Source organism: Flavobacterium gillisiae (assembly GCF_900107635.1).
Lineage (GTDB): Bacteria > Bacteroidota > Bacteroidia > Flavobacteriales > Flavobacteriaceae > Flavobacterium > Flavobacterium gillisiae.
The window spans coordinates 303,371-317,947 of the sequence record NZ_FNRD01000001.1 but is presented as its reverse complement, the minus strand read 5'-3'; the positions used below and the strand labels follow the sequence as shown (position 1 = coordinate 317,947).

Below are 14,577 nucleotides of genomic sequence, written 5' to 3'. Positions count from 1 at the left end.
AATCGAATAGCCTTTTTTATAGAAATAATCTAGGTATTACTATTATTTTTGATAGTAATACTATTATATTTGCACTTATTAATCTTAAAAAAAAGTACTGTGAAAAATTTACTCCTTCAATGTTTGATTATTACGCTACTATTTAATATCAATAGTAATGCTCAAAATACTACTTCACTCGCAAACCCTGAGACGATTATTCGTCTTGATTTAAGTAATAACAAAATTGATTTAGAAAAAGTAGACTTCTCTAAGTTTGTCAATTTAGAATATCTAAGTTTAAAGGATGATCATTTAAAAGAACTACCTAAAGCATTATTCTTGCTGAAAAAATTAAAAACATTAGATTTAAGTGGAAACGATTTTAAGGTGTTGCCTAAAGACTTTTCAAAACTTAAAACCCTTGAAAAATTGTATTTAAATGATGAGAAAAACTTAGACTTACCTCAATCATTAGACATTTTAGCAAAGTTACCAAATCTAAAATCGTTGTATCTCGATAATGATCGAATCAATTATATGCCTAGTGAAATGTTAAAACTTCAAAATTTAGAGTATTTGAGTTTGCGTCAAAATGAATTAAAAGAATTCCCGAAAAACATTAATTCATTATCTCACTTAAAGCATTTATATTTGAATGAAAATAGCTTACCGCTTGACAACGTAGAACTTAAAAATATTAATTTTGGTTTTGAAATCGATTTTTAAACGTAAACAATTAAAATGCATAATTTAATCACAAATATAAAAATTCAAATTTCAGATAAAATCTTTGTAAAAGATCCTGAAACATCAGCTCTTGGAAAAAAGATAATTAAAGAAAGTATCATTTTAATAGATGAAATAGGGTTTGACAACTTTACTTTTAAAAAATTAGGCGAACGAATTGGCTCCAATGAAAGTTCGATTTACAGGTATTTTGAAAACAAGCACAAACTGCTAGTCTATTTGTGTTCGTGGTATTGGAGTTGGATTGAATACAAAATGGTTTTCAAATTGACTAATATTGACGATCCTATGGAGCGCTTAAAGCGAGCTATTGTTATTGTCACTGAAAAAATAGTTGATGATGAAAGAACAGAACATGTCAACGAAAGAATTCTAAATAGAATTGTCATTATAGAATTCACTAAAACGTTGTATACTAAAGAGGTTGACGAAGAAAACAAAGTAGGTTATTTCATAATTTACAAAAGACTAATCAATAGAATGGTCGCTATTGTAAACGAGATCAACCCGGATTATCCTTTTGCTAAAAGTCTAATCTCAACCATTGTAAAAGGTTCTTTGCACCAACATTTTTTAAAAGAACACCTATCGACTATTACCGATTGCAACGAACAAGTTTCCCCTACAAACTTCTTTATGGATTTAATCAACACCATATTAATAAAAGAATAAATTGAAACGGAACGCATAACAGCATCCAATAGTAGCCCATATATATTATACAAAAGAAAAAAAATAACAAGCAGCCTATATGAAACCATTAAAGCGATTTTATAATTTACTTGAATTAGACAAGAAAGATGTTTACCAATTGTTTTTCTACGGAATCCTCTCTGGAGTAATCAGTCTATCGTTACCACTAGGAATACAAGCCATAACTAATTTCATTCAATCTGGAAGAGCAAGTGCTTCATGGATTGTCTTAATTGTTTTGGTTGTTTTTGGTGTAGCACTAGTTGGGGTTCTTTCGTTGATGCAGTTGCGTATAATGGAAAATTTACAACAAAAAATATTTATTCGATCCTCCTTTGAATTTGCGGTTCGATTACCCAAAATAAAATTTGAAGAATACTACAATAGCTATCCACCAGAACTTGCCAATCGCTTTTTTGACACTTTAATGATTCAAAAAGGAACAGCCAAATTGTTAATCGATTTTTCAGCAGCGATACTACAGATTATTTTTGGAATCATACTATTGTCTTTGTACCACAATTATTTCATCATTTTTGGAATATTATTATTGTTATTACTATACTTTATTTTTAAATTCTCTTACAATACTGGATTAGAAACAAGTATGAAAGAATCAAAATACAAGTATAAAGTTGCTGGATGGCTGCAAGAAATTGCCCGAAATAATTCTAGTTTTAGAAATAATTTACATCATGATTTTGCACTGAATAAAAATGACATGTTAGTTTCAGATTATCTAAATTATAGAGAGAAACATTTCTCAGTAATTAAAACTCAATTTAGCCAATTGATCATTTTCAAAATAATAATAACCGCCAGTTTATTATCTATTGGAGGGTATTTAGTGTTGTCACAACAAATGAATATTGGTCAATTTGTCGCTGCAGAAATCATAATTTTATTAGTAATCACATCAGTCGAAAAAATCATAATAGGTCTAGAAACACTTTACGATGTTTTGACATCAGTTGAAAAAATAGGATTAATAACTGATATGAAACTGGAAGAGGAATTCACTGTAGATTATGACAATTGCTATACTTCTATCGCTTTAGAAGTTGAGAATGTAAGCTTTAAATTTCCAGATTCGAAAAATAAAATTTTAAACAACATCAACTTAAATATCAGTCAGGGCGAACGCATATTTGTAGATGGAGCAAACGGTTCTGGAAAAACAACCTTGATACGCATACTGTCCGGATTAATTCAACCCAGCCATGGCGCAATCTCTATCAACGATAATAGCTTCAAAAAAATTAATCTCAACCAATTCCGATCTCAAATAGAAAGTATCACCTTCGGAGAAACTCCATTTGAAGGGACTGTGATTGAAAATATAACCTTTAAAAACACTGCAGTATCAGAAGAAACTCTAAAATGGGCTATAGAAGGAATGCAGTTAAAAGAATTCATAAAATCGTTACCACAAGGTTTAGACACGCCTCTTTTTCCAGAGGGAAAACAATTGTCATCGTCTAATGCTCAAAAAATATTACTCGCTAGAAGTATTATCAGTAAACCTAAGATTTTGTTCTATGAAGACCCTACAGACAACATGGACGACAAAGTTGCCAATGCAATAATCGATTTCATTACTGCCAAAGAACATCAATGGACCATTATTGTATCATCAAAAAATCAGTACTGGAAAACCAAATGTAACAGAAGTATCACCATGGAAAACGGACAAATTATCTTAGATTTAAAAAAATAACTGTATGTTAAATATATCAGACCACAATAAACATGTTGACGCCCACCTTGACCGTTTCAAAACGGTTAAAGGACTTGAAACAAGGCCACACTATAAAATTTTAAATCGACTTATAACGCTTGTTGCGATATTAGCGTTTATTACCTTATTCCTACCTTGGACCCAAAATATATCGGGCAAAGGAGCTGTAACTACTTTAAAACCAAATCAAAGACCACAATCTATCCAAAGTGTGATCTCAGGTCGAATTGAAAAATGGTATGTCCAAGAAGGCGATTTTGTAAAAAAAGGGGATACCATACTTTTTATCTCTGAGATAAAAGAAGACTACATGGACCCTAACTTAGTAGAAAACACTAAAAATCAATTGAATGCTAAAAATCAAGCCCTAAATTCGTACAGTTCAAAGTACGGAGCGCTAGCAAGTCAAATTGTATCGATTCAAAGCGAAAAAAATCTAAAATTAGAGCAAGCTAAAAACAAACTAAAGCAAGCTAACTTTAAAATTAAAAGTGATTCGATCGATTTAGTCGCCGTAAAAACGCAACTTAAAATAGCCAATACTCAGTTCAACCGAGTAGTACAACTAAACAGTGAAGGTTTAAAAGCAATGACTGATGTAGAAGAGAAACGTTTAAAACAGCAAGAAGTTGAAGCTAAAATAATCACTCAAGAAAACAAATTATTAACCACCCAAAATGAGTTACTAAATGCGAAGGTGGAGCTTAACCGTATTGAGGCAGAATACAATGAAAAGGTAGCTAAGGCAGAAAGCGACCAATTTACCGCATTAAGCAACCAATATGACACTGAAGCGCAAGTAAACAAACTTAAAAACCAATATGCTAATTACAGCATTCGTAATGGCATGTATTACATCAAAGCAGCGCAAAATGGATACATTAACCGTGCTTTGCAAGCGGGAATTGGCGAAACTATTAAAGAAGGAACACCCATTGCTACCGTAATGCCATCAGAGTACGATATTGCCGTAGAAACTTATGTAAACCCATTAGATTTGCCTTTAATTTCCAAAGGTGCCAAAATAAGAATCTGGTTTGATGGTTGGCCTACCATTGTATTTTCAGGTTGGCCCGATATGTCTTACGGAACATTTGGTGGTAGAATTGTTGCAGTTGAAAAATTCATCAGCGATAATGGAAAATTCAGAGTGCTGATTGCCCCTGATCCTGAAGAAGATCCTTGGCCAAAACAATTAAGTATTGGATCTGGAGCACAAACAATTGCTTTACTAAATACCGTTCCAGTTTGGTTTGAAATATGGCGTACCCTTAACGGATTCCCACCAGATTATTATGAAATGAATCAAAAAGGCGGTAAAACTAAAGAAAAAAAATAATGAGATATTCTATTTTATTTTTACTGCTATTCAGTTTGAATCTTCAAGCTCAAAATACAGTAAGTGAAACGACATTACCTCAAAAAATGCAGTTTACATTCAATGAGTATTTGGGATATGTCAAAAAATTTCATCCACTGGTTAAAACAGCTAATTTAGAAATCAATAAAGCGCAGGCAACTTTAATGGCTGCAAGAGGCGCTTTCGATCCGAAAATTGAAGTTGATTTTGATAAAAAGCAATTCAAGGACACCGAGTATTATTCAATTTTAAATAGCAGTTTCAAAATCCCAACTTGGTACGGCATCGAAATCAAAGCTGGTTTTGATCAAAACGAAGGATACTATCTAAACCCTGAAAACACGGTACCTAATGCTGGATTAACATCGTTAGGAATATCAGTTCCTTTAGGACAAGGTTTATTTATCAATCAGCGAATGGCCGATTTGCGCAAGGCTAAGATGCAAATGCAATTAGGTCAAGCCGAACGAAAACTGCTAGCAATTGCAGTCTTGTACGATGCATCTGTCGCTTATTTTAATTGGAAAAAAAATTATGAAGAGTTTCAAATGTATTCGCAGTATAATACTAATGCGGAGACACGTTACAAAGCAGTTCAGTCATTAATTAAACAAGGTGACAAAAGAGCTATTGATAGTGTGGAAGCAGGAATAAGTTTCAAAAGTCGTCAGTTAAGCTTAGAAAACTCTAAACTAAAATTACTAAAAGCAAAACTAGAATTATCTAATTTTTTATGGTTAGACAATTCAATTCCTATGGAACTTTCTGAAGCGCTATTTCCGGAACTGCTAATTGAAAATACGATTCAAGAAACCTTAAAAACAAATGATCTATTAGCCAATAATTTCTCAATAGAAAATCATCCCAAAATTAGCGCATTGGAAACCAAAATTGATATGCTAGAGGTCGATAGAAAACTAAAGGCGAATGCCTTATTGCCAAAAATTGATCTATCCTACTCCTATTTATCAGAACCACAGTACATCGACAGTTACAAATTTGAAAACTACAAAGTAGGAATTAATTTTTCGTACCCTATATTTGTAAGAAAAGAAAGAGGTGGTCTGAAATTAACGCAGTACAAAATTCAAGAATCTACAAATAGCTTAAATCTAGAGCGTTTACAACTTTCGAATAAAATAAAAGCGCAGAAAGAAGTAATCACCTCTCTGGATAAGCAACGACTTATGGCAAGCGACCTAGTGAACAACTACAAAACGATGTTACAGTCAGAAGAGCGGTTGTTTACTTTTGGAGAAAGTTCCCTTTTTCTAATTAACAGTCGCGAAAGTAGTTTAATAACAGCCCAGTTGACGGCAATCGCCTTACGCAATGAGTTTTTTATCTCGAACTCTGAATTATATAAAATTATGGCCAATCCTGATTAAATAATTTTAAAACCGTACTTTTGCCAACTGAAAATAGCAAATATGATTATAGTTAAATCCCGCGAAGAAATAGAATTAATGCGCGAAAGTGCTTTAATAGTATCGAAAACATTAGGAATGATTGCTTCTGAAATTAAAGAAGGAGTTACTACATTACATTTAGATAAATTAGCCGAAGAATTCATTCGTGACCATGGCGCTGTCCCTAGTTTCCTTGGTTTATATGGTTTCCCAAACTCATTATGTATGAGTCCGAATGCTCAAGTGGTACACGGAATCCCAAACAATACGCCTCTTAAGAGTGGCGATGTCATATCTGTAGACTGTGGCGCTTACAAAAATGGATACCATGGAGATCATGCTTACTCATTCGAAATAGGAGAAGTAGATCCTGCAACTAAAAAATTATTACAAATCACCAAAGAATCATTGTACGTAGGTATCCGTGAATTTAAAGCTGGAAATCGCGTAGAAGATGTTGGTAATGCCATTCAAAAATATACTGAAGCTCATGGATACGGAGTAGTTCGCGAGTTAGTTGGACATGGACTTGGGCAAAAAATGCACGAAGATCCAGAAATGCCTAATTACGGAAAACGTGGTCGTGGAAAACTTTTTGTTGAAGGAATGGTAGTTGCAATTGAGCCAATGATCAATATGGGAACTAAAAACATCAAACAGCACAAAGACGGTTGGACAATAACCACAGCCGACAATAAACCAAGTGCTCATTTTGAGCATGATGTAGCGCTTATTGACGGTAAACCAGAAATATTATCCACATTTGCTTATGTGTATCAAGCCTTAGGAATTGTAAGTACTGAAGAAGATGAGTTTAGAAAAGTGCCGTTAGTTATCTAGGTTTAATGCATTAGGAATAAATCATCAAAAGAACACAGATTTCACTAATTTTCACAGATTTATTATGGAAGAATTCTATTTAAAAGATGAAACTTATAAAATTATAGGTTTATGTATGGAAGTCCATAAAATTCTTGGAAAAGGACACAGTGAAAATGTATATGGTGACGCTCTTGAATATGAATTTAAGACTAATAACATCCCCTATGAAAGAGAAAAAAAATACAATATTGCATACAAAGAAATAGTTTTACCAAGATATTATTTTTCTGATTTTACAGTTTTCAATGAAATTATTTTAGAATTAAAAGCAATTGAACAACTGTCAAGTGGTGAAATAAAACAAACATTAAATTATCTTGCAGCCTCTAAAAACAAAATTGGTTTATTAGTGAATTTTGGTGAGGATAGCCTAAAATACAAAAGAGTTATTTTATAATTAAATCTGTGAAAATCTGTGAAATCTGTGTTTAAATTAATACTCAATACCATCCCCCGCCCATTACTTATTCGTTTAAGCTATGTCGCTAGACCTGTTTTAGCTTTAGCTTTGAAAGGGGACAAATTTACCGATCCTATTGACGGAAAAAGTTTTAAATCGTTCTTACCTTATGGCTACGGAACACAAAGAAACAATGTCCTATCACCAAGTACACTTTCCTTAGAAAGACACCGTTTACTTTGGCTGTTTCTAAATGAAGAATCTGATTTTTTCACTTCTAATGTAAAAAAGAAAGTACTTCACTTTGCACCTGAACAGGCATTTTATAAATTATTCAGAAACCAGAAAAATCTCGATTACACCACTACGGATTTATTTTCGCCTTTGGCAGATGTAAAAGCAGATATCTGCGATTTGCCATTTGAAGACAATCAGTACGACGTTATTTTGTGCAATCATGTTTTAGAACACATCCCAGATGACACTAAAGCAATGCAAGAATTGTATCGTGTATTGAAACCTGGCGGAATGGCCATTTTACAAATTCCACAAGATTTATCTAGAGAAACCACTTTTTCTGACGATACTATTACAGACCAAAAAGAGCGTGCTAAGATATTTGGACAATACGATCATGTTCGCATTTATGGCCGTGATTATTTTAATAAACTAAGAAGTATTGGTTTTAAAGTAATCGAAGAAGATTATACTAATAAAATTGCTCCAGAACTGGTAGAAAAATATTGCTTAGCAAAAGGTGAAATCATCCCCGTTTGTTTTAAATAAAGCACATTATAATTGGCATAATTATGGTATTGCTTAATTCGTTATATTTACCTTTCAGCAATTTAATAATTATGCTTAATTCCTTTTTTCGAAAAATAATACTGCTACTCATCATCACTTCAGCTTCTGCACAAGTAGAAAATGAAATTGCCCCCCCATTTAACATCAAGACCGTTTCCTTTATTCAGAACAATCAAAATGTTGTTCCGATATTTCAATTAGGCAGCGGATTCCAATTACAATTTGATGATCTATATGGCAATGAAGCAGATTACTATTACGAAATTATTCATTGTGACTACAACTGGAAACATTCTGAAATTCCTAAAAATGAATACCTACAAGGTTTTGACAACCAAAGAATTCAAAATTACACCAACTCATTTAACACATTACAGCTTTATTCGCATTATACATTATCTATTCCAAATCAGTTTACACAGCAGTTGCGCATCAGTGGGAATTACATTCTGAAGGTTTTAAATAATGATAAAGAGGTTGTATTTACACGAAAATTTATTCTGTACGAAGATTTGGTAACTGTTCCTATTCAGGTAAAACGAGCTAGAACGGTAAGTAATGTAGAATACAAACACAATTTGGATTTTTCAATAAAATCAAATACCATCACTTTTCAAAACCCTTTAAAGAATGTAAAAGTGGTATTGCTACAAAATGGAAAGTTCAATAGTGCAATAAAAAACATTCAGCCGCAATATACCATTGGTAACGATTTAATCTATAAATACGATACTGAAACTCAGTATTGGGCTGGTAACGAATTTTTGTATTTTGAAAACAAAGATGTCAGAGCCGCCAATAATAACATCGCACGCGTTGACGCAAGTACAGCTATCTATAACTCCTATTTATACACGAATAATGCTCGCGCAAATTTCCCTTATTCCGTTTACGAAGATGTAAATGGTAATTTTGTCGTTCGCAATTTAAATGCGGCAAACAGTGAAATTGAAGCTGATTATGCCTGGGTTTATTTCAGCCTCTCTGCTCCCACTTTTAATAACGACAACGCAATCTATATCAACGGCATGTTTAACAACTACAGTCTAACTCCTGAATTCAAGATGGATTATAATCCTAAAAAAGGGATTTATGAAAAAGCCCTATTGTTAAAACAAGGATTTACAAATTTTGAATACGTGATAGTTGATCGTAAAGGAGCAATCGATAATGAAAATGCAATAGACGGCAATTTTTATCAAACTGAAAATGATTATTCGATTCTAGTATATTATCGTGCAAATACAGATCGCTATGACCGTGTCGTTGGTAAAGGAAATGCTAACTCCTTAAATATCATCAATTAAAAAAATAGTTAGAAAAGCCTGAATACAAAATCAAAATTTTGTAAATTTGTTATCTATTAGACACTTAACTACTATTTTATAATGGTATCTCAAATCACAAGAGGCATAAAAATTTCGGTATTGACTAGTTTTGAAGGCACGTACTTCAAGAACTACAAGATTCACTTTGCCTTTAGTTATCAGGTAACAATAGAGAACCATAGCAAAGATTCTGTCCAACTGACTTCTCGTCATTGGGAAATTTATGATTCTTTAAATAATATTGAAATTGTAGATGGTGAAGGAATTATTGGAAAAAAACCAGTACTAAAACCTGGTGAACTTCATACTTATAGTTCTGGATGTCTTTTATCTTCTCCTTATGGTGCTATGAAAGGTTATTTCAACATGATTAACTTTACGAGTACAAAAAACTTTAAAGTTTTCATACCCACATTTAAATTATGCGCTCCCTTTGCATTGAATTAATATTTGCTCTGCTGAATATATTTCTCTTTCTTATCCTTTATTTATCATATTTTTAAATTATCCTTTGTACTTTTGTTGTGAACTAAATTATTCGTAACATTTTCGAATAATATATTTGTTCAATTGTCTAATCTTATCTGTAAACTAACAGATTAACAAATTACAATATCATGCTAAAAGGATTTTTTCACGTACCAAAAGCGGTAAACGAACCAGTAAAAGGGTATGCACCAAATTCACCTGAAAAAGCAGCCGTTCAAGCAGCTTATACTAAAATGTGGAATTCTAAAATCGACGTACCATTATATATCGGAAGCGAAGAAATTAGAACTGGAAATACAAAAACAATGTCGGCTCCTCACGACCACAAACATATCGTAGGGACTTATCACCTAGCTGAAAAATCTCATATTGAGAAAGCTATTGCAAACGCATTAGAATCTAGAACTGCATGGGCTAATATGGCTTGGGAACAACGCGCAGCTATTTTCTTGAAAGCAGCTGAATTAATCGCAGGACCATACAGAGCAAGAATAAATGCTGCAACAATGATTGCACAATCTAAAAATGTTCATCAAGCAGAAATTGATGCTTCTTGTGAGCTAATTGACTTTTTACGTTTTAACGTAGAGTTTATGACTCAAATATATGGTGACCAACCAACGTCTACTTCAGATATGTGGAACCGTTTAGAGTACAGACCTCTTGAAGGATTTGTATACGCGATCACTCCATTTAACTTTACAGCAATTGCTGCTAATCTTCCTGCAAGTGCAGCAATGATGGGTAACGTTGTGGTATGGAAACCAAGTGACAGCCAAGTATTCTCGGCACAAATTATTATTGAAGTATTCAAAGAAGCTGGAGTTCCTGATGGAGTTATCAACGTTGTTTTTGGAGATGCTCAAATGATTACTGACACTGTTTTGGCAAGTCGTGATTTTGCAGGACTGCACTTTACAGGATCAACTCATGTATTTAAAGATATTTGGGCTAAAATTGGAACTAACATCCACCACTACAAAACATACCCAAGAATCGTAGGAGAAACTGGAGGAAAAGATTTCATTATCGCTCACTCTAGCGCTAACCCAAAACAAGTTTCTACAGGAATTGTACGTGGTGCATTCGAATTTCAAGGTCAAAAATGTTCAGCAGCTTCAAGAGCTTACGTACCACAAAGTATGTGGCCAGCTGTAAAAGAGCAAATTATCACTGATGTAAAATCAATGAAAATGGGTTCTCCTGAAGACTTTGGTAACTTTATTACTGCAGTAATTCACGAAGGTTCATTTGACAAATTGGCTAGTTTTATTGACCAAGCCAAAAAAGATACTGATGCTGAAATCATCGTTGGTGGAAACTACGACAAATCAGTAGGATACTTTATTGAGCCTACAGTTATCGTTACAACAAACCCTCATTACTCTACAATGGCAACCGAATTATTCGGACCAGTGATGACTATTTTCGTTTACGAAGATGCTAAATGGGAAGAAACATTAGAATTAGTAGATACTACATCAGAATATGCATTAACAGGAGCTGTTTTCAGTCAAGATCGTTATGCTATTGAAGTAGCAACTGTAAAATTACAAAACGCTGCCGGTAACTTCTATATCAATGACAAACCAACAGGTGCTGTTGTAGGACAACAACCATTTGGTGGAGCAAGAGCTTCTGGAACAAATGACAAAGCAGGTTCTCCATTGAATTTATTACGTTGGGCTTCTCCTAGAACTATTAAAGAAACTTTTGTAACTCCAGTAGATTACAGATACCCATTTTTGGGAGAATAAATCTCCCTAACCTCGCCGCGACGGGAACTAAATATAAAAACCCACAAGATTCAAATTGTTTTGAAATCTTGTGGGTTTTGTTTTATATTTGAAAAACAAAATTTCTTATTCATTCTTTATTAGCCTTTAATTCCTTTTGCTCTCTGTATTTTAGAACGTAAGCCACCATTTCTTTTACATTCCCTAATTTTTCTTCTAAAATATCTGGCCGTACAATTTCTGGTCTTCCATCCTTAATTATACTTATTTCAGGATCCATAAAACTATAGGTGTAAAATACATTGACCAGCATCTCATCCATTTTAAATACCTCATCGTATGCTAAAATAGATTTAATTACCAACTCTTTATTAGTTTCGTTTTCTGGATATAAATTAATAAACGACCAGAAAGCCTGCCTAAGTTGTTGGTGTTTCACATAATGTAGAGCTTGCACCCAAGAATAAGTTTCAGGAAACAGTGAATCCCGGTAATCCTTCTCATTTAAAACTTTTATAAATTCTTTACTGAATTTTATTGAATCATCAGTTGTAACAATCCCTTTTTCGGTTACTTCTAAGTACCACCTTGCCATTTTCATCTTGTTCTGATTGCTAATTTGATCAAGATTGATTTCTGCAGTTTGACTCATGACCAGTATTGGTAAACAACAGATAATTCCTAAAATAATATTTTTCATATAATAATACATTAAAAAATGATGCAGCTTTGAATTATTTTATTGGATGCAGCATAAGGTACATCTTTCTAATTAATCTTATTTGGTTGCGATATCAAACCCGACAGCATCTCTATTTTAGCTTCTACAGTATTTAATCGTGATTCTGATTCCTTGAATTTCAATTCATAACGTTTTAAAATATTTAAATAATCTCCATTATGAACACCTACTACGGTATTCACCATTTTAGGTCCAGATTCTGGTTTAGCATCCCAAGAGCGACCAACAGCGAATTTAAAATCTTCAATCGTCATATTCATTGGACTAATTGCCTTACCGTATCCTTTAATATCTCCTGTAGCAACGATATAATCTCCTGTAGCTACAGATCCCATAACCTTTACAGGGATTTGCCCCATAAAAGCAATGTTATTTCCTAAAATTGCTTTACCCTCCTCAGGAATATTTCCTAAAACAATTGGATGATGAGATACGGCCATCACCTGCTCCGCATTAGAAATATCTTTTGTTATCCTACCTCCGACAACGGCCACAATATCTCCTTTGACAATCACTTCTGTTGGATCCAATCGTTCTAACCACTCTGCATAATCACCATTCCCCGATGCATATTCAACTCCTATATTCCTATATGATTTAGCTATAGTTAAAGTCTCTGCCTTTACGGCATTTAAGACCTTAATTTTATCTAATGTCTTTAAAGTTGCTACTATCTCATATATCTTAATTTGATCGAAATACCTAGTAGCCCAATTAGTAATAGATTCCGCCTTTATAGCACCCAGACTAAAATCATCATTATCCCTAAAATCAATAAACACATTTTGTTTGGTCAATGGATCTTCTGTATAAATATCTGAAAGTTCCAAAGTTGGAAATACAAACGCTGGCCCAAAAATATCCGTACAAACCTTCTCTGGGATAGTAGGGAAAGCTGGAAATATTTCAAATGTACCGTCTTTAATCCAGTCATCATGGACAAAAATGGTGTTGCTCGCACCTTCGTTGTCACAACTATTAGCCTCCCCTTCTGGTTTACGTGGATCACAGCCGTTGATAGGAACAATTGCATCTCCTAAAGTAAGAGGCAGACCTAATTTAGTATTTAGAAAATCAACAATTGCATTACCTATTCCTACAGCCATTGTACATGACGTTGAAGCCAAAGTCGCTAATTCATTAGTAGTTGGAATTCCCATTGTGACCAAACCTGGGATATTAATTTTCCCCATCTGCCCAGTAAAACTATTCCTTATAATTGCAAGCTTAGCCTCGTCAATTTCACCAATAAATAAGCTTACGGCTTTTTCAGCCCCTTGTGCAAGTGGGTTATTCTTAGTTGCTTTACGACCCAATTTAATTTTAATACCATCACCATTACCGGTATTCGTATTTTCAAAAGTGGCGAGGAATTGTCCATCTTCCACATCTGCTTTAATATTTAATTCTTTGGTATCTAATAAACCCGCGAATAAAGTGTCTTTTACAATTAAGTTTTTATCGAATTGCCCATAACCTTCAACATAAAAATCTCCATAATTTATGGTTTCACCCCTCGGTTCAAACGCCGGATTATCATTCAAGAAAACATTTCTACCCACAAATAAATCCTTATTGATGGTTGTACTATCCCCTTGAACTTCTAAGTTCCCGCCTATAGTAAATTTCCCAGATCCTGTTTTTATCTCACCATCAGCGGTAATTCTTAAACGCTCGATGTTATTAGTGACCATTACAAAATCTGTGGCATCTGTTGTTCCCAATTTATCTTTTTCCGGATCTGATTTAGAATTCCCGAATAAGGACCAGTTTTGCGAAGGTACACCAGTAGATTTTTGAGTTAATTTATCAGTTGTGAATGAGCTATCTACAATTTTAGACGCTGTCCCAGCATGAAAGGCATACGGAACAGCCAGTAATTTTGAACTACTTATAGTTGCAAAACCAGATTCCCCTGCATTCTTAAGTCCTATCTCCATCCAAATATCCTCTGAACTCCATGGAATTTTATTAAAATCTCCCTGTGTAACAGCTCCATTTCCCACTACAAGTGAGAACAAACCAAATTGATTAGTGGTGACATCATGTACTTCTATATAATGAACCGTTTTTGACTTATCATTGCCTTGAAGCGCAATTTTGATTGAAATTGGTTGGTCAGCCATTACTTCACCGGCTAAATCTCTGGCCACTGCCTGATATTTCATTCCTTGCGGAACGGATTGCCCGTAAACAGAAGGCAAAGCCAATAAAAACAAAATAATACCGAGTAAAATAAATGTAATTTTTTTCATAACCTTAGA

General features: G+C 33.7%; 13 protein-coding genes. 11 read left to right on the top strand and 2 right to left on the bottom strand.

Annotation, left to right across the window (positions count from 1 at the left end; translation table 11 throughout):
* The first annotated feature begins 99 nt into the window (after positions 1-99).
* The 11 genes from BLV35_RS01505 (at position 100) to pruA (ending at position 11,592) form a co-directional block, all read left to right on the top strand.
* Complete coding sequence (locus BLV35_RS01505) at positions 100-708, top strand: leucine-rich repeat domain-containing protein (protein WP_091083739.1); 609 nt, start codon at positions 100-102, stop codon at positions 706-708.
* Between the two features lie 15 nt (positions 709-723).
* Complete coding sequence (locus BLV35_RS01500) at positions 724-1,401, top strand: TetR/AcrR family transcriptional regulator (protein WP_091083736.1); 678 nt, start codon at positions 724-726, stop codon at positions 1,399-1,401.
* Between the two features lie 79 nt (positions 1,402-1,480).
* On the top strand, positions 1,481-3,139 hold the full coding sequence (locus tag BLV35_RS01495) for a peptidase domain-containing ABC transporter (RefSeq protein WP_091083732.1): 1,659 nt from the start codon (positions 1,481-1,483) through the stop codon (positions 3,137-3,139).
* Between the two features lie 4 nt (positions 3,140-3,143).
* Complete coding sequence (locus tag BLV35_RS01490; RefSeq protein ID WP_091083730.1) at positions 3,144-4,499, top strand: HlyD family secretion protein; 1,356 nt, start codon at positions 3,144-3,146, stop codon at positions 4,497-4,499.
* Entirely contained in the window at positions 4,499-5,908 is a 1,410-nt protein-coding gene (locus tag BLV35_RS01485; RefSeq protein WP_091083726.1) for a TolC family protein, read from the top strand. Before BLV35_RS01490 ends, BLV35_RS01485 begins: the two co-directional genes overlap by 1 nt.
* Positions 5,909-5,950: 42 nt before the next feature.
* Entirely contained in the window at positions 5,951-6,769 is an 819-nt protein-coding gene (map, locus tag BLV35_RS01480) for a type I methionyl aminopeptidase (RefSeq protein WP_091083723.1), read from the top strand.
* 64 nt (positions 6,770-6,833) lie between these two features.
* The gene (locus tag BLV35_RS01475) at positions 6,834-7,208 is read left to right on the top strand and encodes a GxxExxY protein (protein ID WP_091083720.1); all 375 of its coding nucleotides are present in this window, start codon (positions 6,834-6,836) and stop codon (positions 7,206-7,208) included.
* 18 nt (positions 7,209-7,226) lie between these two features.
* The gene (locus BLV35_RS01470) at positions 7,227-7,997 is read left to right on the top strand and encodes a class I SAM-dependent methyltransferase (protein ID WP_091083717.1); all 771 of its coding nucleotides are present in this window, start codon (positions 7,227-7,229) and stop codon (positions 7,995-7,997) included.
* Positions 7,998-8,068: 71 nt separating this feature from the next.
* Positions 8,069-9,325: a type IX secretion system plug protein gene (locus tag BLV35_RS01465; protein ID WP_091084809.1), complete on the top strand. Its 1,257-nt coding sequence runs from the start codon at positions 8,069-8,071 to the stop codon at positions 9,323-9,325.
* Between the two features lie 81 nt (positions 9,326-9,406).
* Entirely contained in the window at positions 9,407-9,793 is a 387-nt protein-coding gene (apaG, locus tag BLV35_RS01460) for a Co2+/Mg2+ efflux protein ApaG (protein ID WP_091083714.1), read from the top strand.
* 170 nt (positions 9,794-9,963) lie between these two features.
* Entirely contained in the window at positions 9,964-11,592 is a 1,629-nt protein-coding gene (gene pruA / locus BLV35_RS01455; protein WP_091083711.1) for an L-glutamate gamma-semialdehyde dehydrogenase, read from the top strand.
* Between the two features lie 109 nt (positions 11,593-11,701).
* On the opposite strand, the gene BLV35_RS01450 is transcribed toward pruA, so the two are convergent.
* Both BLV35_RS01450 and BLV35_RS01445 read right to left on the bottom strand, forming a co-directional pair.
* Positions 11,702-12,223 (bottom strand): hypothetical protein, encoded by a 522-nt coding sequence (locus BLV35_RS01450; RefSeq protein WP_143031826.1) that lies wholly within the window; start codon positions 12,221-12,223, stop codon positions 11,702-11,704.
* Positions 12,224-12,339: 116 nt separating this feature from the next.
* Entirely contained in the window at positions 12,340-14,568 is a 2,229-nt protein-coding gene (locus BLV35_RS01445) for a hypothetical protein (protein ID WP_091083705.1), read from the bottom strand.
* Between the last annotated feature and the right edge of the window lie 9 nt (positions 14,569-14,577).